Here is a 20960-nt window from a genome sequence, read left to right as displayed (position 1 = left end):
CTATGGCCGTGCACGGCAAGGGAGGGACCACGGGCCACCGAGCACCAGCCAAAGCCGCAGCTCAGCGACCCCGGATAATTCGAATAATGGAGAACGAGAAGGAAATCGACGACGCGCCGGACGTGCAGGCAACCCCGACCGGCAACTCGGCACCCACGCATGCAGCAGCGCCACCGGTATCGGTGGTACGGCACAGCGAGGAAGGGGCGAGTGAATGGAACGTCATGGATCGCAAAGTATGCCACAAGCCGCGGCGTGATGGCGGCATGCGTGGAATGCGAGGGCGTAGCGTGCCGCCCGTGCCTTGTGCACGCAGCGCCCCCCCGCCGTTGAGGGCGCGGTTGTGGCAGCCCGGCGTTACACCCCCAGCATGCCCTGGCGCTCGATGAATGCGATCACCTCATCCAGCCCCTGCCCCGACTTCACGCTGCCCATCACGAACGGGCGCGCGCCACGCATCTTGCGTGCATCGCTTTCCATCACTTCCAGGTTAGCGCCAACATAAGGAGCAAGGTCGGTCTTGTTGATCACCAGCAGGTCCGACTTGGTGATGCCCGGTCCGCCCTTGCGCGGGATCTTCTCGCCGCCGGCAACGTCGATCACATAGATGGTCAGGTCCGACAGCTCCGGGCTGAAGGTGGCCGCCAGGTTGTCGCCGCCGGACTCGATGAAGACGATGTCGGCATCGGGAAACTTGCCCAGCATGCGGTCGACGGCTTCCAGGTTGATCGAGGCATCCTCGCGGATCGCGGTGTGCGGGCAGCCGCCGGTTTCCACGCCCATGATGCGCTCCGCTGGCAAGGCGCCGGAGATGGTCAGCAAGCGCTGGTCTTCCTTGGTGTAGATATCGTTGGTGATGGCGACCAGGTCATAGCGCTCGCGCATGGCCTTGCAGAGCATCTCCAGCAAGGTGGTCTTGCCGGAACCGACGGGGCCGCCCACGCCGACGCGCAACGGAGGATTCTTCTTGGTACGAGCCTGGGTCATGGTGGACATCTTGTCTTGGGGAATCGTTTGAATGCTGCCGTGGTTCGCTTCAGGAACGGAACAGCCGCGAGTACTGCGTCTCGTGGCGCGCGGACAGCAGCCCCAGCATCGGGGAAAAAGTAGACAGCAGCGGCGGCTCGGCATCGGCGCGCCGCACGGCTTCATCGACGGTCTCCAGCACCGCGGGATGCAGCCTGCGCAGGATGTGCTGCCCGGCCACCTGCCCCAGCGGCACCGCCTTGAGCGCCGCCGACACCTGGTTCTCCGCCCAGCTGAAGCAATAAGCTGCCAGGCCGTCGCGCTCATTCACGTCCAGCGCCACGCAAGCCGCGGCAAAAGCAGTAGGCAGGCACACCGGCGACAACGCCGCCAGCTGCGTGCGCAGCGCGGCATCGCCCCACTCCATCTGCGCCACCAGCCGCGCCAGCGACCAGCCCATCTGCTCGGTCTCCAGCCGCAACTCGGCGCTTTCGCGCGTGGCATGGAACCAGTCGTTCCATTCGGCCAGGCGCGTTGCATCCAGCGTGCGCCAATGGCGATACAGCAACAGCCACACGGGCGCTTCGCACTGCGCCTGCACGTGCAGAAGGTTGCTGCGCACCCACTGCTCCGCGCTGCCGGCATCGCGCACCATGCCGCACTCGATGGCAGCCTCCAGCCCTTGCGAATAGCTGAAGCCGCCGATCGGCAGCGCCGGCGAGGCGAGGTGCAGCAGGGAGATGAGTTGGGAGAGCTGGGTCATGGGCGCTTCCGCAGAGGGCGCTGACTTGCGTCGCCCGGGGACTCGGAGGCCGCAGGCTTCGGCGAGCGCCCGCCCTCTCCCCCCACCCCTCTCCCGCTCGCGGGAGAGGGGTGCGTTGGCGAAGTGGAGGATGTCGATCTAGCATGCTCCGATGAGCAGCCGGTTTGCTCCCCTCTCCCGCCTGCGGGAGAGGGGTCGGGGGAGAGGGCGGGCGCATCCAGATGCCCCAGTTCCAAAACTACCTCACGCACTCTTTCCAACACGGCATCCGTCTGGCCAAGCACTTCATTGTTCCAGAAGCGCAGGACGGTATAGCCGCTGCGCTTAAACCAGACGTCGCGTGCCGCATCAGACTCGTCGCCGTGTTGCCCGCCGTCAGCCTCGATCAACAGCTTCAGCTCCATGCACACGAAGTCGGCGATATAGGGCCCGACCTGCTTCTGGCGCTTGAACTTCAGCCCCATGAACCGATGCGCCCGGAAGTGGTACCACAGGCGTTGCTCCGCCTCTGTCTGGCTGGCGCGCAGCGACTTTGCGAACTGTGCCTTCGGTACGCGCCCGCCCTCTCCCCCTGCCCCTCTCCCGCAAGCGGGAGAGGGGGGGTCTGGCGTTGGACATTGGGGGCGCGGTGGCTTGCTCATGCGTCGAGGGCAGGAATTCAGTGCTTGTGCCCGCAATGCTCGTCATGCACATGCGGCGCATGATCGTGATCATGGGAATGACCGTGATCGTACGAGTGATCGTGATCGTGCCCATGATGCTCATGGAACACGGCCTGCGCCGCGGCGTAGTCCTCTGCAAACGTTGCATCGTGCCCATGCTTGTGCCCGCCGCCGTAGGCGCCGGCTTCCGGCTCGAACGGCAGTTCCGCGCGTTCGGCCTGCACGCCGAGGCGGGCCAGCATGTCCGCGAGCACCGGGTCGAATTCCAGGCGCAGGTAGTCGCGGCCCACTTCCACCGGGGTGTGGCGATTGCCGAGGTGGTAGGCCGCGCGCATCAGTGCCTGCGGATCGCTGGCGCCGACTTGCAGCACGGATTCCGGCGCGGCCTGCACTTCGACAAAGACGCCGCCTTCGGTGACCAGCAGGTCGCCGCCGCGCAGCACGGTGCCGCGCGCAAGAAACAGCGCCACTTCTTCGCCGTTGTCGAGCGTGGCGCGCAGGCGGCTTTTGCTGCGTTCGGAAAAAGGCAGCACCAGCTTGGGCGCGCGGCGCACCAGCACGGCGGCGATGCCATGCGGCGCGGCGAGATGTTTGTCGATCTTTTGCAAAGCGGCCCTTCAGAAGAGGAAATAACGCTGCGCCATCGGCAGTACGGTAGCCGGCTCGCAGATCAGCAGCTGGCCGTCGGCCACCACCTGGTAGGTCTCGGGATCCACCGTGACGTTCGGCTGCCAGTCATTGTGCACCATGTCGCGCTTGCCCACGGTGCGCGTGCCTTGTACTGCGGACAGCACCTTGTTCAGGCCATAGCGCCCGCCCACATCGGCGGCCAGCGCCGCTTGCGAAACGAAGGTCAGCGATGACTTGTGCAGGGCGCGTCCGGCGGCGCCGAACATCGGGCGGTAGTGCACCGGCTGCGGCGTGGGGATCGATGCGTTGGGGTCGCCCATCGCTGCCGCGGCGATCATCCCGCCCTTCAAGATCAGGCTCGGCTTGACGCCGAAGAAGGCCGGCTTCCACAGCACCAGGTCGGCCCACTTGCCGACTTCGATCGAGCCTACCTCGTGCGCGATGCCGTGCGTGAGCGCCGGGTTGATCGTGTACTTGGCGATGTAGCGCTTGACGCGGAAATTGTCATGCCCGCCGCGCGCGTCGTTGGGGTCGCCGGGCAGCTTGCCGCGCTGCGCGGCCATCTTGTGCGCGGTCTGCCAGGTGCGGATGATGACCTCGCCAACCCGGCCCATGGCCTGCGAATCGCTGGAGATCATCGAGAACGCGCCGAGATCATGCAGGATGTCCTCGGCGGCAATGGTCTCGCGCCGGATGCGGCTTTCCGCGAAGGCGATGTCCTCGGCGATCGACGGGTCCAGGTGGTGGCAGACCATCAGCATGTCGAGGTGTTCGTCGAGCGTATTGACGGTGTACGGCCGCGTCGGGTTGGTCGACGACGGTAGCACGTTGGGCTCGCCGCACACCTTGATGATGTCGGGCGCATGGCCGCCGCCCGCGCCTTCGGTGTGATACGTATGGATGGTGCGGCCCTTGAACGCGGCCACGGTGGCTTCGACAAAGCCGGCCTCGTTGAGCGTATCGGTATGGATCGCCACCTGCGTGTCGGTGGCATCCGCCACGCTCAGGCAGTTGTCGATGGCCGCGGGCGTGGTGCCCCAGTCTTCGTGCAGCTTGAGCCCGATCGCGCCGGCCTCGACCTGCTCCATCAGCGGCCCCGGCAGGCTGGCGTTGCCCTTGCCGAGCAGGCCGATATTCATCGGGTAGGCTTCCACGGCCTGCAGCATGCGCTCCATGAACCAGGGGCCCGGCGTGACGGTGGTGGCAAAGGTGCCGGTGGCCGGCCCGGTGCCGCCGCCGATCATGGTGGTGACGCCGCTCATCAGCGCCTCTTCGATCTGCTGCGGGCAGATAAAGTGGATGTGGCTGTCGATGCCGCCAGCGGTGACGATCATGCCCTCGCCCGCGATCACCTCGGTGCCCGGCCCGACGACGATGGTCACGCCCGGCTGGATGTCCGGGTTGCCTGCCTTGCCGATGGAGGCAATGCGCCCGTCCTTGAGGCCGATGTCGGCCTTGACGATGCCCCAGTGATCGACGATCAGCGCATTGGTGATGACGGTGTCGACGCAGTCCTTGGCCATGCGCTGGCTCTGCCCCATGCCGTCGCGGATCACCTTGCCGCCGCCGAATTTCACTTCCTCGCCGTAGACGGTGAAATCCTTCTCCACCTCGATGATGAGCCCGGTGTCGGCCAGCCGCAGGCGGTCGCCGGTGGTGGGGCCGAACATCTCGGCATAGGCCTGCCTGGAGATTTTCACGCTCATCACAGCGCTCCCATGATCTTGCCGTTGAAGCCGTAGACGATGCGCGCGCCAGCAAGCGCCACCAGTTCCACCGTGCGGCTCTGGCCCGGCTCGAAGCGCACGGCGGTGCCGGCGGCGATATTCAGGCGGAAACCGCGCGTGGCCTCGCGGTCAAAATCCAGCGCGGGGTTGGTCTCGTAGAAATGGAAATGCGAGCCGACCTGGACCGGGCGGTCGCCGGTGTTGGCCACCGCCACGCTGACCGTGGCACGACCAGCGTTCAGTTCGATCTCGCCCTGCGCGGGCATCAGTTCACCGGGGATCATGATGGGTTCCTTGTCGAGGTCAGTGCGCTCAGGCAACCATCAGGCCAACGCCATACAGCGCCACGCCCGCACCGGCGAGCCGCGCCAGCCAGCCCGCGTGGCGGCGCAGCGCGCCGCCCAGGCCGATGCCGGCCGCGTGCAGCACCATCGTGGCCACGCTGAAGCCGCCCACATAGGCCGCTACCGCGGGCAAGGCGCCGGCCGTGGCCGGCAACTCCGATCCGTGCGCATAGCCGTGGAAGACGGCAAAACCGCCCACGATGGCCATCCCGGCCCATGCCGGCAATTGGGCGCGCAATGCCACCAGCAAGCCAATCACCAGCAACGACGCGGCAATCATCGGCTCCACCAGCGGCAGGCTCATGCCGGCGAGGCCGAGCAGCGCGCCGGCCAGCATCAAGGCCACGAAGGCAAAGGGCATGCGCAAGGCTTCGCGCGGCGAGCGCGCGCCCAGCGCGCTCCACACGCCCACGCCCACCATGGCGAGCAAGTGATCCATGCCAGTGAAGGGATGCAGCAAGCCGGCAAACAGGCTGGCGCCAACGGTGGTGGCGTCATGGCCCGGATGCGCGACGGCGGCGGCGCTGGCAAGCGCCAGCGAAGCGCCCACAGTGGCGAGCCTCACGGCGCGCGAGCGGTTGGAGTGGTTCATGTCTTGACCTCGTGTCTTGTTCAAACGATGGGATGGTGCACGGTGACCAGCTTGGTGCCGTCGGGGAAGGTCGCTTCCACCTGGATATCCGGGATCATCTCGGCCACGCCATCCATCACGTCCTCGCGCGCGAGCACGGTCGTGCCCTCATGCATCAGCTCCGCCACGGAGCGGCCGTCGCGCGCGCCTTCCATGATGGCGGCGGTGATCAAGGCCACCGCCTCGGGATAGTTGAGCTTGAGCCCGCGCGCGCGGCGGCGCTCGGCCAGCAGCGCTGCGGTGAAGATCAACAGCTTGTCCTTCTCTCGCGGAGTGAGTTCCATCTTGGGTTTCCCGTTGTTTTTTGTGTTCTCCGTGCGGCGCGCGATGATCAATGCCTGCGCCGGCACCTACGTCGCCCACAGCCTCAGGGGCCTGGCCGGCACACCGTGGATCGGTTCGCGCAGCGCGCTCCACGCCGTCACCATCAAGTGCCTGACCGCTTCCATCTGCGCGCCCAGCACGCGCAGCAGCAACATCGACTGGCCGTCCTGCGCGAGCCGCGTCACGCCAGCGCGCAGGTCCGGCCGGTACGGCAGCTGCTCGGCCAGCGTCTCGGCGAGTTCCTGCGTGGCACCGTCACCTACCGCCCACAGCGTGCCCATGACATTGAGCCCGTCCAGCCCGGCCACCGCCTGGCGCAGCGCAGACGCCGCGTCCAGCTGCGCGCTCTCGATCCACAGCGCGCGCTTGCCGCCGCCCTGCACCCGGGTCTCCATGCCCAGCGTGCCGCGGCTCCAGGTCTCGCCGCTGGCCTGCCGGCCCAGCACGATCGCATCCCAGCCGATCGCGCTGGCACCGGGCGCCACCGTCACGGTAGTGGCAAGGCGCGCGTGCGCGTCGTCGAAAACGATGTTCTCCTGCGGCAGCCAGTCCACCCGCGCGCCGGCTTCCAGCGTCAGCGTGACGCGCTGCGCGGCCTCCCGGCCGAGCGACTTGTACCACTTGGTGGCGCCAGGCGTCGCCAGCACCGCATGCGCGCCGGCGCCCACCGTCACGCCGATGTCCAGGCTGTCGCCGCCGGCCACGCCCGCGGGCGGATGCAGGATCACCACGTGGCAGATCGAGCCCTCGGGATAGAGTGGCTTTTGCACCAGCAACGGCCCCTGATGGCGGCGCTCTACCAGCGCGCTGCGCTCGGCACGCGCGGCAAAGCGCAGGCGCAGGCTGGCCTCCCATGCGGGTGGCACGGCGAGGGTCGAAGGAAAGTCTGGATGACGCATGAATGTTGGAATGGCGGAGGCGGCCGGCAATGCATCGTGCGCTGGATGCGCGCATCATAGCGCGCGGCCGGGGGCACTGGAAGTGGTATTCGAAGCGGCATTCGGGGTGGCATTCGGGGTGGCATTCGGGACGGCACTCAATCGGCCGCCGGCAAGCGTCCGTCCTCTCCCGCACAGCGGGAGAGGGGGAACACACCAGCACTACGATCATGCGGCACCGCGTGTCACATCACACCGCGATGAGCTCCCGCACGCCCTCCTCTTCCATCTTCGCGCCCTCGCCCCTTGCCACCACTTCGCCGCGGCTCATCACCACGTAGTGATCCGCCAGGTGCCGGGCGAATTCGTAGTATTGCTCCACCAGCAGCACCGTCATGCCGAACTCATCCACCAGCAGGCGCAGCGCGCGCCCGATGTCCTGGATGATCGAGGGCTGGATGCCTTCGGTCGGCTCGTCCAGGATCAGCAGCTCCGGCTCGCTCATCAGCGCGCGGCCAATCGCCAGCTGCTGCTGCTGGCCGCCGGAGAGATCGCCGCCGCGGCGCTGGCGCATGCTGCGCAGCACCGGGAACAACTGGTAGATGCGGTCCGGCACGCCCGACGGGCTCTTGAGGCTGGCCGCGCCGATCAGCAGGTTCTCTTCGACCGTCAGGCGCGGGAAGATCTCGCGGCCCTGCGGCACGTAGGCCAGCCCCGATGCGACGCGCTCGTACGGCGGCTTTTTCTCCAGCGCCTGCCCGGCCCAGCTGATGCTGCCGCTCTTGGTCGGCACCACGCCCATCAGGCATTTGAGCAGGGTGCTCTTGCCCACGCCGTTGCGGCCAAGCAGGGTCGTCAGCTTGCCTTGCGGCACCTCGAAGGTGACGTTGCGCAGGATGTGGCTGCCGCCGTAGAACTGGTTGAGTGCATTGACCTGCAACATAGTCTCGTTCCTTTTTCGATCCGGCCCCGCGCCTAGCGGCCGAGATAGGATTCGATCACGCGCTCCTCGCGCTTGACGGCGTCGAGCGTGCCTTCGGCCAGCACGCTGCCCTCGGCCAGCACCGTCACCTTGCCCACATCGCCGGCCAGTGCGGCGACGAACTCCATGTCGTGCTCCACCACCATCATCGAGCAGGTGCCGCGCAGGCTGTTGAGCAGCTTGGCCAGCTGCATGGTTTCTTCATCGGTCATGCCGGCCACCGGCTCGTCCAGCAGCAACAACTGCGGCTGCTGCATCAGCAGCATGCCGATTTCCAGCCGCTGCTTCTGCCCGTGCGACAGCAAGCCGGCCGGACGATAGGCCTCGTCCTCCAGCCCCGTCAGCGCCAGCGTTTCCTCGATGCGGCGATGCCCCTCGGCGCCCAGGCGCGCGCGCAATGAAGTGAACCAGCGCTTGTCGCCCTTCGTCGCCAGCTCCAGGTTCTCCCACACTTCGTGCTGCTCGAACACGGTGGGCTTCTGGAACTTGCGGCCAATGCCGGTCTGCGCGATCTTGGGCTCGGTCATGCGCATCAGGTCGATGCTCTGGCCGAGAAACACGCGCCCGCTCACGTTGGCGTTGCGCGGCCCGGTCTTGCCGGTGATCACGTCCATCATGGTGGTCTTGCCAGCACCGTTGGGCCCGATCACGCAGCGCAGCTCGCCGTGGTCGATCGACAGCGTCAGCTTGTTCAGCGCGCGAAAGCCGTCGAACTGCACGGTCACGTCTTCCAGGTAAAGAATGGGGCCGTGCGAGACGTCGATGACGCCCGGCTCCATGACACGGCCAAGGCCCGTGGTGCCGCCGCTTTCGGCCTGTTGTGCTCCCAGTGCTGCGTTCATGCTTCCCCTCCGCTGCGGGTGGCGGCAGCCGGCGCATTCGCCGCGTTGCCCGGCGCGGCCTGCGGGCTTGCGCGCATGGCACGCGCGCGCTTGAGCAGGCCGATCACGCCGTCCGGCATGTATAGCGTCACCAGCACGAACATCGCGCCCAGCAGGAACAGCCAGTACTCCGCGAAGTAAGCCGTGAACATGGTCTTGGCGCCGTTGACGATAAAGGCGCCGATGATCGGGCCGATCAGCGTGCCGCGTCCGCCCACGGCCACCCATACCGCCATCTCGATGGAGTTGGCCGGGGACATCTCGCCCGGGTTGATGATGCCCACCTGCGGCACATAGAGCGCGCCGGCTATGCCGCACAGCACGGCCGAAAAGGTCCACACGAACAGCTTGTAGCCAAGCGGGTTATAGCCCGAGAACATCACGCGCATCTCGGCATCGCGGATCGCGGTCACGACCCGGCCGAGCTTGGACGTCACGATGTAGCGGCAGGCGATGAAGCCCGCCAGCAGGGCAAGGAACGTCAGCACGAACAGCGCCGTGCGGGTCTGCGGCGCGGCCACGGCAAAGCCAGCGATGCGCTTGAAATCGGTGAAGCCGTTGTTGCCGCCAAAACCCGTCTCGTTACGGAAGAACAGCAGCATGGCGGCGTATGTCATGGCCTGCGTGATGATGGACAGGTACACGCCCTTGATGCGCGAGCGGAAGGCGAAGAAGCCGAACAGCCACGCCAGCACGCCCGGCACCAGCACCACCAGCAGCATCGCGTAACCGAGATGCTCGGTGCCGTGCCAGAACCACGGCATCTCCTTCCAGTCGAGGAACACCATGAAGTCGGGCAGGTCACTCTTGTAGACGCCTTCGCGGCCGATGCTGCGCATCAGGTACATGCCCATGGCGTAGCCGCCGAGCGCGAAGAACAAGCCGTGGCCGAGGCTGAGAATGCCGCAGTAGCCCCACACCAGGTCCAGCGCGATCGCGGCCAGCGCGAAGCACATGATCTTGCCGATCAGCGTCAGCGCATAGGCCGACAGATGCATGGGATGGCCTTCGGGCACCAGCAGCGCGCACACCGGCACGCCGATGCCCACCACCAATGCGATCACCAGCAACGCCGTCCAGCTGCGCGCGGAGAACAGCGGCTGGCGCTCCGGCACGGCCAGCCGGAAACCCGCCGTGGATGGATTCGGGAGTGAAGTCTTCATCATGCCTCCGCGCTGCGCCCTTTGAGCGCGAACAGTCCCTGCGGGCGCTTCTGGATGAAGAGCACGATCAGCACCAGGACAAAGATCTTGGCCAGCACCGCGCCATAGAACGGCTCGATGAACTTGTTGATCAGGCCCAGCCCGAAAGCACCGATGATGGTGCCCGCGAGCTGCCCCACGCCGCCCAGCACCACCACCATGAAGGAGTCGATGATGTAGGCCTGCCCGAGGTCGGGGCCGACATTGCCGATCTGCGACAGCGCGCAGCCGCCCAGGCCGGCGATGCCCGCGCCAAAGGCAAAGGCGTAGCTATCCACCTTCCAGGTGCGCACGCCCACGCAAGCCGCCATGGTGCGGTTCTGCGTGGTGGCGCGCACGAACAGGCCAAGGCGGGTGCGGTTGAGCACCGCCCAGGCCACCGCCACCACCGCCAGCGCAAACAGGATGATGACCATGCGGTTGTATGGCAGCACCATGCCGGGCAGCCATTCGATGCCGCCGCTCATCCAGGATGGATTGGCCACTTCCACGTTCTGCGCGCCAAACAGCGTGCGCACCGCCTGCATCAGCAGCAGGCTCACGCCGAAGGTGGCCAGCAGCGTTTCCAGCGGGCGGCCGTAGAGATGGCGCAGCACCAGCCGCTCCAGCACGAAGCCAACCACGGCGGAGGCGAGGAACGATGCGGGCAGCGCGAACAGCAGGTACCAGTCGAACGCGCTGGCGAAGTGCGCGCGGAACACGCCCTGCACCATGTACGTGGCGTACGCGCCGATCATCAGGAATTCGCCGTGCGCCATGTTGATGACGCCGATCAGGCCATAGGTGATGGCCAGGCCCAGCGCGGCGAGCAGCAGCACGCTGCCCAGGCTCAGGCCGGCAAAGAGGTTGCCGATCAGCTCGGCGCGGCGCTGGTCGCCGCGCAGGGCGTCGAGCGCCTGCTGCGCGGCGCCGCGCAGTTCGGCGTCGGGCTCGCGAAAGTTGCCGGCTGCGTCCTTTTCCAGCAGCGGCTGCAACTTCTGGCGGCTCTGCGGATTGCTGTCGCGGCCGAGGATGCGGATGGCTTCGAGGCGATCGTCGCGGCTGCCCTCGGCCAGCACGATATTGGCCCAGATCACATCGAGCTTGGTGCGCAGGCCGGCATCGGCCTCGGCCTTGCGCGCGGCCTCCACCACCGGGCGCGATGCGCTGCCCGGCTGGTCCAGCAGCGTATTGACGGCCTGCGTGCGCACCGCCGCATCGGGCGATTGCAGCAGCGTGCTGCTGGCGGCACTGTCCACCATCGCGCGCAGGCTGTTGTTCAGGGTGAGCGCTTCGAGCGCGTCGGGCTTGACCGTGACCGGCGCGCCGCTGATCGCGTCCACCAGCTTGTCACCGTCCTGGCGCACCATGCCGACGCCGGGCGCGTATTGCAGCGTATCGTCCTGCAAGGCCTTGAGGATGGGGCCGGCCTGCGCCACCGGCGCCTTGGTCAGTGCGGTGATCGCGGCGGTCTTGGCGTCGAAGTCGTCTTCGGCCAGCGGCTTCAGGTCGGCCTGCGTGAGCGGCGCGGCCCACAGCGGGCACGCGGCCAGCAGGAGCAGCGCGGCCAGCATGGCGCGCAACCGTGAAGCGAGAGAGAACGATAAGGGTCGGTGCATAAGGTTTGCGAGTCGCGCGCGGCGAAGCACGCGCGTCACCTTGATCGGCATGACGATTTGCCGCCACCGCACCGAAGCGGCGGACAGCATGCGAGGAGGCTAAGACACTGCCCGGCGCCCTCCCCTCGCTCACCCGCCGCGAAGCAAGCGGGAGAGCAGGAGAGCGCCAGGCGGGAGCCCTGCTTACATCACCTTGTCCGGCTTGCCTTCGTTACCCGCGATGAACGGGCTCCACGGCTGCGCACGCACGGCCTTGGGCGTCTTCCACACCACCGTGAACTGGCCATCGCCCTTGATCTCGCCGATCATCACCGGCTTGTACAGGTGATGGTTCTCGCCCATGGTCAGGGTGAAGCCGTCCGGGGCCTTGAAGGTCTGGCCATACATCGCGGCACGCACCTTGTCGGGATCGGTCGTGCCGGCCTTCTTGACGGCTTGCGCCCACATATGGATGCCCACGTAGGTCGCTTCCATCGGGTCGTTGGTCACGCGCTTGTCGCCGCCCGGCAGGTTGTTCGCCTTGACCCACGCCGCCCATTGCTTCTTGAAGGCTTCGTTTTCCGGGTTCTTGACCGACATGAAGTAGTTCCATGCGGCCAGGTGGCCCACCAGCGGCTTGGTGTCGATGCCGCGCAGTTCTTCCTCGCCCACCGAGAACGCCACCACCGGCACGTCCTTGGCCTTCAGGCCGGCGTTGCCCAGTTCCTTGTAGAAGGGCACGTTGGAGTCGCCGTTGATGGTGGAGATCACGGCGGTCTTGCCGCCTTGCGAGAACTTCTTGATGTTGGCGACGATGGTCTGGTAGTCGCTGTGGCCGAACGGCGTGTAGACCTCTTCGATATCCTTGTCCGCCACGCCCTTGCTCTTCAGGAAGGCACGCAGGATCTTGTTGGTGGTGCGCGGGTAGACGTAGTCGGTGCCCAGCAGGAAGAAGCGCTTGGCGCCGCCGCCTTCCTTGCTCATCAGGTATTCCACCGCGGGAATGGCCTGCTGGTTGGGCGCCGCGCCGGTGTAGAAGACGTTCTTGGACATCTCCTCGCCTTCGTACTGCACCGGATAGAACAGCAGCGAGTTCAGCTCTTCATAGACGGGCAGCACCGACTTGCGCGACACCGAGGTCCAGCAGCCGAACGTGACGGCGACCTTATCCTTGGTGATGAGCTGGCGCGCCTTCTCGGCGAACAGCGGCCAGTTGGAAGCGGGATCGACCACGACCGGCTCAAGCTTGCGGCCAAGCACGCCGCCGCTCTTGTTGATCTCGTCGATGGTCATCAGCGCCACGTCCTTGAGCGAAGTCTCGGAAATGGCCATGGTGCCGGACAGCGAATGCAGGATACCGACCTTGATCGGCTCCTTGGACTGCGCCAATGCCAGCGGGCTCACGCCTGCCGTTGCAAACAAGGCCGCGGCGGCTACCGCCGACAGCTTCAGCATGTCACGTCTTTTCATTGCAGCTCCCAGATTGTCGTGTTGGATAAAGGAACAACGCACCCCAGGTACTTCTTCTGCAACTAGCATGCCATGGCATACAAGCTTGTATACAAGGCTGTGCACACGGCCCGGCGAGCCTCCGGAGGCCGCCAGGCCACCCATCGCACCACGATAGTGCGCAAGCGTCACGCACCAAGCCTGTGCGCCGCTGCCGGCTGATTCAGATTGGGGCACATGGCGGCACGCATGTTGCGCCGTGCCTTGCCCGAATCCGCAATCGGCTCTAAGGTGGCCTCTCGATTGCGCGCCACGGTGTTGCCGCATGCGCCGCGACTACCCATAAAAAAGCACGACGGAGACAACCCATTGAAAGCGTCAACGACGCCCGGCGCGGACCAGATCGTCTCCCTCATTTTCATGCTCGAGTGCCAGGCGCGGCCGCCTGGCCACGCCAGCGGAAATCGTCGGCGTGTTCCTGCTGCTGGCCAGCGACGAGGGCCGCTACATCACAGCCTCGCAGTTCACGGTCGATGGCGGCATCACCGCCCAGTAAGCCTGTCTCCACGCTGCCCGCCAAGCGCACCCAAGGGAGTTCCACATGCAACGCCTGGAAATCGCGTCGGAGCCCATCCGAACCAGCCTGATCGAGGCCGGCACCGGACGGCCGACTCTTCTCGTGCACGGCACCAGTTCCAGCGCGGAAACCAACTGGGCCGCGCTGCTGCCCGGGCTCGCGCAGCGCAGGCGCTGCCTGGCGCTGGATCTTGCGGGCTCTGGTGAAACCCGTGACGACGGCGGGCCGCTGACGCTCGATGCGCTGGTCGGACAGGTGCGCGACTGCATGGCGCTGGCGGGCGACCTGCCCGTGGATCTGGTGGGCTATTCGCTAGGCGGCGTGGTGGCCGCCGCCGCGGCCGCGCTGATGCCAGAGCGCGTGCGGCGCCTGGTCTTGTTCGGCGCCTGGGCGCGGACCGATAGCCGCATGCGCCTGCTGTTCGCGCTGTGGCAGTCGCTGGCGCGGTCGGACCGCCATCAACTGGCGCGCATGGTCCTGCTCAATGGCGTATCGGAGCGGTTCATCGCGAGCATGGACGACGCCACCGTGGAGGGCATGCTGCGGCGCTTCGGCGCGAGCCTGGCGCCCGGCAGCGACCGCCAGGCCGGGCTCGACGCCATCATCGACATCACGCCGCTGTTGCCCCGCATCCGCGCCGCCACGCTCGTGATCGGCATGCGCCACGACCAGATGGTGCCGCCGGCGCATTGCCAGGCGCTCGCCGCGGCGATCGGCGGCGCCGGCTACGCGGAGATCGACAGCGGGCACCTGGTGATGCTGGAACAGCCCGAGCGCCTGCTCGCACTGATCGAGCAGCACCTGGATTGCGCGACCACCAGGGAAAACGAGCGCCAAGTCAACACGTTGAACCGATCCTGAGGCTAACCGATGAATACACTTGCGTCCTACCAACCACGCAGCGCCTGGGCCATGGCCTCGATGCTGACCTGGCTTTCGCTGATCAACTTCCTCGACAAGATCGTGCTGGGCATGGTCGCCGTGCCGCTGATGGCAGACCTGAGGCTGCCGCCGGCCGAGTTCGGCCTGATCGCCAGCAGCTTCTTCTGGCTGTTCTCGCTATCCACCGTGCTGGTCGGCTTTCTGTCCAATCGCGTGGCCGCGCGCTGGCTGCTGCTGGCGATGGGCTTGTCGTGGGCCGTCCTGCAGGTCCCGCTGGCGCTGGCGGGATCGGCCATGACCATCCTGGTGTGCCGCATGCTGCTTGGCGCGGCCGAAGGGCCGGCCTTCCCGATCTCCGTGCACGCGCTGTTCAAATGGTTTCCGGACCACAAGCGCAACCTGCCGGTGGCGATGATCAACCAGGGGGCCACCGTAGGCCTGCTGCTGGCGGGACTGCTGATCCCGCTGGTGACGATGCGATGGGGCTGGCGCGCCAATTTCATGATCCTGGCCGGCATCGGCATGGCGTGGAGCGCAATGTGGCTCTGCGTGGGACGCGAGGGCCCGATCACACAGGCAAGCGCATCACGCGCCGGCACCGCGGCCACGCCCGTGCGCCTGCCCTATCTGCGCATCTTCCGCGACCCGACCGTGCTGGCCTGCCTGGCCATTGGCTTCTGCGCATACTGGGCGCTCGCGCTGGGGCTGACGTGGCTGCCCGCCTACCTGGAAAAGGGCCTGGGCTTCGACCCGGTCACCACCGGGCGCTGGTATGCGGCCATCGTGGCCTCGGCCATGCCCGTCACGCTGATCCTTAGCTGGTTGTCGCAGCGCATGCTGCGTGCGGGCGCATCGTCGCGGCTTGCGCGTGGCGTGCTCATCTCGTTGGCCGCGCTGGCGGGTGGCGGCGTGTACCTGGCGATCGCGTCGATCACGCTGGCGCCGGTGCCCAAGACCTTGCTGATTGCCGTGGCGGCATGCCTGCCGCCCGTGGCGTTCGCCCTGACGCCGGCCATGCTCGCGCAGATCGTGCCGGAGGGCCAGCGCGGCAGCGTGTTGTCGATCCACACGGCGCTGGTCACGCTGGCCGGCATACTAGCGCCAGCGGTGGTGGGGCAACTGGTGCAGCGCCATGGCATGAATGGCGGCTTTGACGTGGGCTTCACGATCAACGCCCTGCTGCTGCTGGCAAGTGGCGTGATTGGCTTGTGCTGGATCAATCCCGAGCGTTCCGCAAAGGCGCTGGCGGCCTCGCCGCGAGATATAGCGGCCGCACGTTCGCCGGCCTGAGCTGCGCCGTGGCGGGACAGCCGCCACCAGGCCGCGACGGCGGTGGCGGCCTGTCAGGCTTACGAGTAACGGCGGCTGATGGATTCCGCCACGCACACCGGGCGCTCGCTGCCCTCGCGCTCTACCGTGACTTCCCAGTTGGACTGGGCGCCGACCAGCGCGGGCGCGTTCGGCAACGGCTCCAGGCGCTCCACCGAGAGCAGCTTCACGCGAGCGCGCAGGCGGCTGCCGACCGGCACCGGCGCGGTAAAGCGCACGCGGTTCAGGCCATAGTTGACGCCCATCTTCACGCCCGGCATATCGAGCGCGTTGTGCATGAACGCCGGCAGCAGCGACAACGTCAGGAAGCCATGCGCCACCGGCCCGCCGAACGGCGATTCGCGGCGGGCGCGCTCCACGTCGACGTGAATCCATTGGTGATCACCAGTGGCTTCGGCGAACTGGTTGACCTGCTGCTGGGTGATCTCGATCCAGTCGCTGACGGCCACTTCCTGGCCTTGCAGGCTTTCCAGTTCTTCGAGCGAAGCGATGGTACGCATGGTGTCTCCTTGTTGTACGTGTTGTCTGTAGTGGCCGGGATGGCCGGGATGATGCTTGAGAAACGTCAGGCGGGCCGCCGTCCGTACATGCCCATGCCCTTGACGGTGCAGACCAGCTCGCCGCGCTGGTTGGTGGCTTCCCACTGGGTGTGCACCACGCCGCGGTCCGGCTTGGACGAGGAAGCGCGCGCATCCAGCACCACCAGCGACACGCTCAGCGTATCGCCCGCATAGACCGGCTTGAGCCAGCGGATTTCATCCACGCCGGGCGAGCCCATGCTGGCGGCCTTGGAGGTCATGTTGTCCACCAGCAGGCGCATCATGATCGAGCAGGTCATCCAGCCGCTGGAGATCAGGTTCTTGTAGATGCTTTTTTGCGCGGCTTCCTTGTCGATGTGGAAAGGCTGGGGATCATACTGGCGGGCGAAGGTCAGGATCTCTTCTTCCGTCACCAGGTGGGACCCGAGGTCGCGCTTGCTGCCGACGGCGAAATCTTCGAAATACAGGGTGGACATGAATCGCTCCGTCAACGATGAATGCGAGATGCGAGGTGGGAGAATCGCGGCAGAAAATACGCGATCAATTCATAACAAAAAACCGCGCCTCGGACAACCGGCGCGGTTCTTTGATTCAACCTGGATCAGACCGTTTCCAGGAAGCCCGGCTGTGTCGCAAAGCGCGACAGGTGATGATCGACATCCCCGAAGGTGGTGTTGATCAGCGTCAGGCGCTTGAACATGTGCGCCGCCGGCAGTTCGTCGGTGACGCCCATGCCGCCGTGGATCTGCACGGCCTCCTGGCCGACCGAGCGAGCCGCCTGGCCCACGCGTGCCTTGGCCGCCGAGGCAAAGCGACGGCGTTCTTCCGGGCTGGCCTCGTCGAACTTGGCGGCGGCCAGCAACGTGATGGAACGCGATTGCTCGGCGTGGATGAACATCTCCACCATGCGGTGCTGCAGCGCCTGGAAGCGCGCGATCGGCACGCCGAACTGCTGGCGGGTCTTGGCGTATTCCAGCGTGGCGGCGTTGAGCGTGTCCATCACGCCAACGGCTTCTGCGCACAGCAGCACGGCGGCGTAATCGGCCACTTGCTCGATCAGCGCAAACGCCGCGCCTTCGGTGCCCAGCAGTTCGCCCTGTGCGTCCTTGAAGGTGATATCGGCCGCGCGCAGGTTGTCGATCGTGCGGTAGTCGGTGATGCTGACGCCGGCCGCCTTCGGGTCCACCAGGAACAGCGAGATGCCATTGGTATCGGCATCGGCGCCGCTGGTGCGGGCCGAGACGACCAGCTTGCCGGCTTGCGCGCCGTGAATGGTGACGACCTTGCGGCCATTGAGCTTGCCGCCCTTGGCCGTCACGCGCACATCGTTGAGCGCATAGCGGGCATGCGGCTCGTTGAAGGCGGTGGCCAGCTTCAGCTCGCCGCCGGCAACCTGCTCCAGCAGCGCGTCCTGGCCGCCGGCCAGCTTGAGCGCGTAGGCGGCAACCACGGTGGCGAAGTACGGCTCGACCACCAGGCCGCGGCCCAGCTCCTGCATCACCACCATCATGTCGATGGGCGTGCCCGAGAAGCCGCCCTGCGCTTCCGGCACCGGCAGCGCGGTCAGGCCAAGCTCGACCAGCGCGCCCCAAGCGGCATCGCTATGGCCGGCTTCGGCCTTGATGCCCTTCTTGCGGGTCTCGAAATCGTAGTCTTTGTCGATGAAGCGGTGGACGGCGTCAGCCAGTTGCTTCTGTTCGTCGCTGAGATTGAAGTTCATATCGCGTGTCTCCTCACAGCCCCAGGATCATCTGGCTGATGATGTTCTTCTGAATTTCGTTGGACCCGCCGTAGATGGAGGTCTTGCGATAGTTGAAGTAGTAAGCGGCCAGCGGCGCGGCGTCGTCGTAGCCGGTCACCGCGTGTTCGTGTTCGCATTCCAGGTAGGCGGTGTCGAACGGCTGGGCATAGGGGCCGACGGCCTCCACCATCAGCTCGGTCAGCATCTGCTGGATCTCGGTGCCCTTGATCTTGAGCATCGATGCCTCGGGGCCGGGGCCCTTGCCAGCGCTCTCGCTCGACACCACGCGCAACACGGTCAGCTCCAGCGCCATCAGCTCGATTTCCAGCGCGGCAACCTTGGCGCCGAACAACGGGTCTTCCAGCAGCGGACGGCCGTTCTTCTGCTGTTGCTTGGCCACGCGCTTGAGGAAGCCCAGCTCGCGCTTGGAGTTGCCCACGCGGGCGATGCCGGTGCGCTCATGGCCGAGCAGGTACTTGGCGTAGGTCCAGCCGCGGTTTTCTTCGCCGACGCGGTTTTCCACCGGCACCTGGACGTTGTCGAAGAACACTTCGTTCACTTCATGCTCTTCGTCGAGCATGATAATCGGGCGCACGGTGATGCCCGGGGTCTTCATGTCGATCAGCAGGAACGAGATGCCTTCTTGCTTCTTGGCTTCGAAATCGGTGCGGACCAGGCAGAAGATCATGTCGGCGTGCTGGCCGAGCGTGGTCCAGGTCTTCTGGCCGTTGACGATGTAATGCTTGCCGTCCGAGGTCAGCTCGGCGCGGGTCTTCAGCGATGCCAGGTCGGAACCCGAGCCCGGCTCGGAGTAACCCTGGCACCACCAGTCGGTGCAATCCAGGATACGCGGGAGGTAGTACGACTTCTGCTCCTCGCTGCCGTACTTCATGATCACGGGCGCGACCATGGCCACGCCGAAGGGCAGCACGCCGGGCGCGCCGACGCGGGCATTTTCCTCGTCCCAGATATGGCGCTGCGTGGCGTTCCAGCCCGTGCCGCCATACTGCACCGGCCAGTGCGGTGCGGACCAGCCACGGCCCGCCAGCAGCTTGTGCCAGCGCACCAGGTCGTCGCGGTTGGGGCGGCGGTGGTTCAGAATCTTGCTGCTGATTTCCGCCGGCAGGTTGGCCTCCAGCCAGCCGCGCACTTCGGCGCGGAAGGCATCGTCGGACGCCGAATAGTTGAGATCCATGCCCGTCTCCAGTGATGCCGGTGTGAGACCGGCAGTTTGTTCTAGCTAGCGCGTCATGCGCCGGCAAGAACACTGCCTTGGGCACAGGACGCTATTCAGTGAGCCGTCTGCTTGAGCGCATCCGGCACCACGAGCTGGAAAGTATCGATGCCTTCTTCGGCAAGGGCCTGCACTTCGTCCGGCGACGCCGTGCCGCGGATCCCGCGTTCCGGCGCTTCGTCGTAATGCATGCGCCTGGCCTCTTCGGCAAAGCGTTCGCCCACATCCTCGGTCCGCGCCAGCACCTGCTTTACCGCCTTTAGGTAAAGCGACTGCAGTGTCGCCGGCGCCGCAGGGGCCTTCGCCCCTACCGGCTTGCCCGCCGGCGCGGCGGCCGCTCCCGAGAGATTCAGGCGCGGCGCGCTGGGCAGCCGGGTGATGGCATGGTCTTCGCAGACCGGACATTGGACGAGATTTCGCGAAATCTGCGATTGCGCGTCGTCCTCCGAAGCAAACCAGCCCTCGAAACGATGGTCTTGCGCGCAGCGCAGGTCGAGCACCTTCATGATGTTTCCAGCCCGTCGAAAGCTATAGTATCCGCGAAACGGAATTTTGTGAACGGTCGTGCTAATTTTTTTGCAGCCATTACTTATGCCCTTGGCGGGGAGCCTTGTACAAAGGGTGATGAGGTATGGCTGCGATCACACGGCTAAATGGGATTTTACGCTGTTAGGGCGGCGATGGTTTTTGGACCCAAAGGCCGTACGACATTGCCTTGCGGGGTTGGTCGCTGTTTATTTCATCGGTGTTGGTTTTTGCACCCACAAGCCATACGACATCCCCCTGCGGGGGCTGCCGGTCACTTTTCTTTGCCCGGCAAAGAAAACTAACGAAAAGAAAGCCGCCCTGCCGGGGGCAGAGCAATCAGGCTTATGTGGGGCGGTGGTTGCGTCGTACGGCCCGGAGTGTTGGCTGGCGTGTCCAACCGGCTTGGAGGTCATCGCTACGGCATGACCCAATGGTCACGTGGTGGTGCCCCTGATCGCTTTGCTCGGTGCGCGTTCGGGCATCTGCCGTTCGCGGTGCGTAGCGCCACGATCCTGCCTGCCTTGGTGGTTTCGTGGTTTTGTCTCTGGCGGCGGGCGCCCGGCCATTTGATGCCCTGCCGTACCGGCGCGAGCGGTGCCTTGCTTCACCCCCCTCTGGTTTCGTGGTGGGCACCGTGGCCCGTCCGCGAGGGCCGCGCTCACACACACGTTCGGACATCACCGCGCTCGTCCTTCGAGACAAAACCACGAAACCAGCCACACCCGAAACGGCGCAGCACTTCGCCCCGCGAACGGCAGATGTGGGAATGGTCACCGCAAGCGAGGTCAGGGGCTGCACGACGTAACCCATGGGTCATGCAGAAATGATGTCCTTGCGGCCGGCAGGATTCGCTAGCCAGCACTCCGGGCCGTACGACGCAACCATAGAGGCAAAAACAGCCTTATTGCTCTGCTCCCGGCAGGGCGGCTTTCTTTTCGTTAGTTTTCTTTGCCGGTCAAAGAAAAGTGACCGGCAGCCCCCGCAGGGGGATGTCGTATGGCCCTTGGGTGCAAATGCCATCGCCGATGAAACAAACAGCGACCAACCCCGTAAGGGAGATGTCGTACGGCTCTTGGGTGCAAAAACCAACACCGATGAAATAAACAGCGACCAA

At 65.9% G+C, this 20960-nt stretch carries 21 protein-coding genes and 1 pseudogene; 3 read left to right on the top strand and 19 right to left on the bottom strand.

Translation table 11 applies throughout. The features are described from left to right. Window positions 1–357: 357 nt before the first annotated feature. From ureG to urtA, 14 genes are all read right to left on the bottom strand, one after another. Entirely contained in the window at window positions 358–987 is a 630-nt protein-coding gene (gene ureG / locus A9975_RS21265) for an urease accessory protein UreG (RefSeq protein WP_150983949.1), read from the bottom strand. Window positions 988–1036: 49 nt separating this feature from the next. Then, window positions 1037–1729, bottom strand: coding sequence for an urease accessory protein UreF (locus tag A9975_RS21260; RefSeq protein ID WP_183034538.1), 693 nt, complete (start codon window positions 1727–1729; stop codon window positions 1037–1039). Further along, window positions 1726–2370: an endonuclease domain-containing protein gene (locus A9975_RS21255; RefSeq protein WP_183034537.1), complete on the bottom strand. Its 645-nt coding sequence runs from the start codon at window positions 2368–2370 to the stop codon at window positions 1726–1728. The genes A9975_RS21260 and A9975_RS21255 overlap by 4 nt, the downstream gene beginning before the upstream one ends. Before the next feature lie 17 nt (window positions 2371–2387). After that, a complete protein-coding gene (gene ureE, locus A9975_RS21250; protein WP_183034536.1) occupies window positions 2388–2999 on the bottom strand; it encodes an urease accessory protein UreE in 612 nt (203 codons plus the stop codon). Window positions 3000–3008: 9 nt separating this feature from the next. After that, window positions 3009–4727 carry an urease subunit alpha gene (gene ureC, locus A9975_RS21245; protein ID WP_183034535.1) on the bottom strand — a complete coding sequence of 573 codons (1719 nt, stop codon included), beginning with the start codon at window positions 4725–4727 and terminating at the stop codon, window positions 3009–3011. Continuing rightward, the gene (locus A9975_RS21240; RefSeq protein ID WP_150983775.1) at window positions 4727–5032 is read right to left on the bottom strand and encodes an urease subunit beta; all 306 of its coding nucleotides are present in this window, start codon (window positions 5030–5032) and stop codon (window positions 4727–4729) included. The genes ureC and A9975_RS21240 overlap by 1 nt, the downstream gene beginning before the upstream one ends. Window positions 5033–5060: 28 nt before the next feature. Next, window positions 5061–5684, bottom strand: coding sequence for a HupE/UreJ family protein (locus A9975_RS21235; protein WP_183034534.1), 624 nt, complete (start codon window positions 5682–5684; stop codon window positions 5061–5063). Between the two features lie 20 nt (window positions 5685–5704). Then, window positions 5705–6007 carry an urease subunit gamma gene (locus A9975_RS21230; RefSeq protein WP_006156809.1) on the bottom strand — a complete coding sequence of 101 codons (303 nt, stop codon included), beginning with the start codon at window positions 6005–6007 and terminating at the stop codon, window positions 5705–5707. 66 nt (window positions 6008–6073) lie between these two features. Beyond that, entirely contained in the window at window positions 6074–6946 is an 873-nt protein-coding gene (locus tag A9975_RS21225; RefSeq protein WP_183034533.1) for an urease accessory protein UreD, read from the bottom strand. Between the two features lie 229 nt (window positions 6947–7175). Beyond that, window positions 7176–7868: an urea ABC transporter ATP-binding subunit UrtE gene (urtE, locus tag A9975_RS21220; RefSeq protein ID WP_006156811.1), complete on the bottom strand. Its 693-nt coding sequence runs from the start codon at window positions 7866–7868 to the stop codon at window positions 7176–7178. A 32-nt stretch (window positions 7869–7900) separates the two neighbouring features. Then, a complete protein-coding gene (gene urtD / locus A9975_RS21215; RefSeq protein ID WP_183034532.1) occupies window positions 7901–8749 on the bottom strand; it encodes an urea ABC transporter ATP-binding protein UrtD in 849 nt (282 codons plus the stop codon). Further along, complete coding sequence (gene urtC, locus A9975_RS21210; protein ID WP_183034547.1) at window positions 8746–9951, bottom strand: urea ABC transporter permease subunit UrtC; 1206 nt, start codon at window positions 9949–9951, stop codon at window positions 8746–8748. Before urtC ends, urtD begins: the two co-directional genes overlap by 4 nt. Further along, window positions 9951–11588 (bottom strand): urea ABC transporter permease subunit UrtB, encoded by a 1638-nt coding sequence (gene urtB / locus A9975_RS21205; RefSeq protein WP_183034531.1) that lies wholly within the window; start codon window positions 11586–11588, stop codon window positions 9951–9953. The genes urtC and urtB overlap by 1 nt, the downstream gene beginning before the upstream one ends. 183 nt (window positions 11589–11771) lie before the next feature. Further along, window positions 11772–13037, bottom strand: coding sequence for an urea ABC transporter substrate-binding protein (gene urtA / locus A9975_RS21200; RefSeq protein ID WP_150983768.1), 1266 nt, complete (start codon window positions 13035–13037; stop codon window positions 11772–11774). Between the two features lie 415 nt (window positions 13038–13452). On the opposite strand from urtA, the pseudogene A9975_RS38575 reads away from it, so the two are divergent. From A9975_RS38575 to A9975_RS21185, 3 genes and pseudogenes are all read left to right on the top strand, one after another. Then, window positions 13453–13572 (top strand): annotated as a pseudogene (locus A9975_RS38575) (SDR family oxidoreductase); the annotation flags it as partial. Between the two features lie 45 nt (window positions 13573–13617). Then, window positions 13618–14454 (top strand): alpha/beta fold hydrolase, encoded by an 837-nt coding sequence (locus A9975_RS21190; RefSeq protein ID WP_255503344.1) that lies wholly within the window; start codon window positions 13618–13620, stop codon window positions 14452–14454. A gap of 9 nt (window positions 14455–14463) precedes the next feature. Beyond that, the gene (locus A9975_RS21185; RefSeq protein WP_183034530.1) at window positions 14464–15765 is read left to right on the top strand and encodes an MFS transporter; all 1302 of its coding nucleotides are present in this window, start codon (window positions 14464–14466) and stop codon (window positions 15763–15765) included. 59 nt (window positions 15766–15824) lie between these two features. On the opposite strand, the gene A9975_RS21180 is transcribed toward A9975_RS21185, so the two are convergent. The 5 genes from A9975_RS21180 to A9975_RS21160 form a co-directional block, all read right to left on the bottom strand. Then, on the bottom strand, window positions 15825–16304 hold the full coding sequence (locus A9975_RS21180; RefSeq protein WP_150983766.1) for a MaoC family dehydratase: 480 nt from the start codon (window positions 16302–16304) through the stop codon (window positions 15825–15827). Window positions 16305–16369: 65 nt separating this feature from the next. Next, window positions 16370–16819 carry a MaoC family dehydratase gene (locus tag A9975_RS21175; RefSeq protein WP_043344764.1) on the bottom strand — a complete coding sequence of 150 codons (450 nt, stop codon included), beginning with the start codon at window positions 16817–16819 and terminating at the stop codon, window positions 16370–16372. Window positions 16820–16944: 125 nt separating this feature from the next. Next, a complete protein-coding gene (locus A9975_RS21170) occupies window positions 16945–18063 on the bottom strand; it encodes an acyl-CoA dehydrogenase family protein (protein WP_150983763.1) in 1119 nt (372 codons plus the stop codon). A gap of 13 nt (window positions 18064–18076) precedes the next feature. Then, a complete protein-coding gene (locus tag A9975_RS21165; RefSeq protein WP_174422901.1) occupies window positions 18077–19279 on the bottom strand; it encodes an acyl-CoA dehydrogenase family protein in 1203 nt (400 codons plus the stop codon). Window positions 19280–19374: 95 nt separating this feature from the next. Beyond that, window positions 19375–19824, bottom strand: coding sequence for a DUF1178 family protein (locus tag A9975_RS21160; protein WP_183034529.1), 450 nt, complete (start codon window positions 19822–19824; stop codon window positions 19375–19377). Window positions 19825–20960: the final 1136 nt, after the last annotated feature.

This window comes from Cupriavidus sp. UME77 (genome assembly GCF_014170355.1).
In the GTDB taxonomy this organism is placed as follows: Bacteria; Pseudomonadota; Gammaproteobacteria; order Burkholderiales; family Burkholderiaceae; genus Cupriavidus; species Cupriavidus basilensis.
The sequence above is the reverse complement of the archived record's forward strand: the minus strand, read 5'-3'. Positions and strand labels throughout refer to the sequence as shown.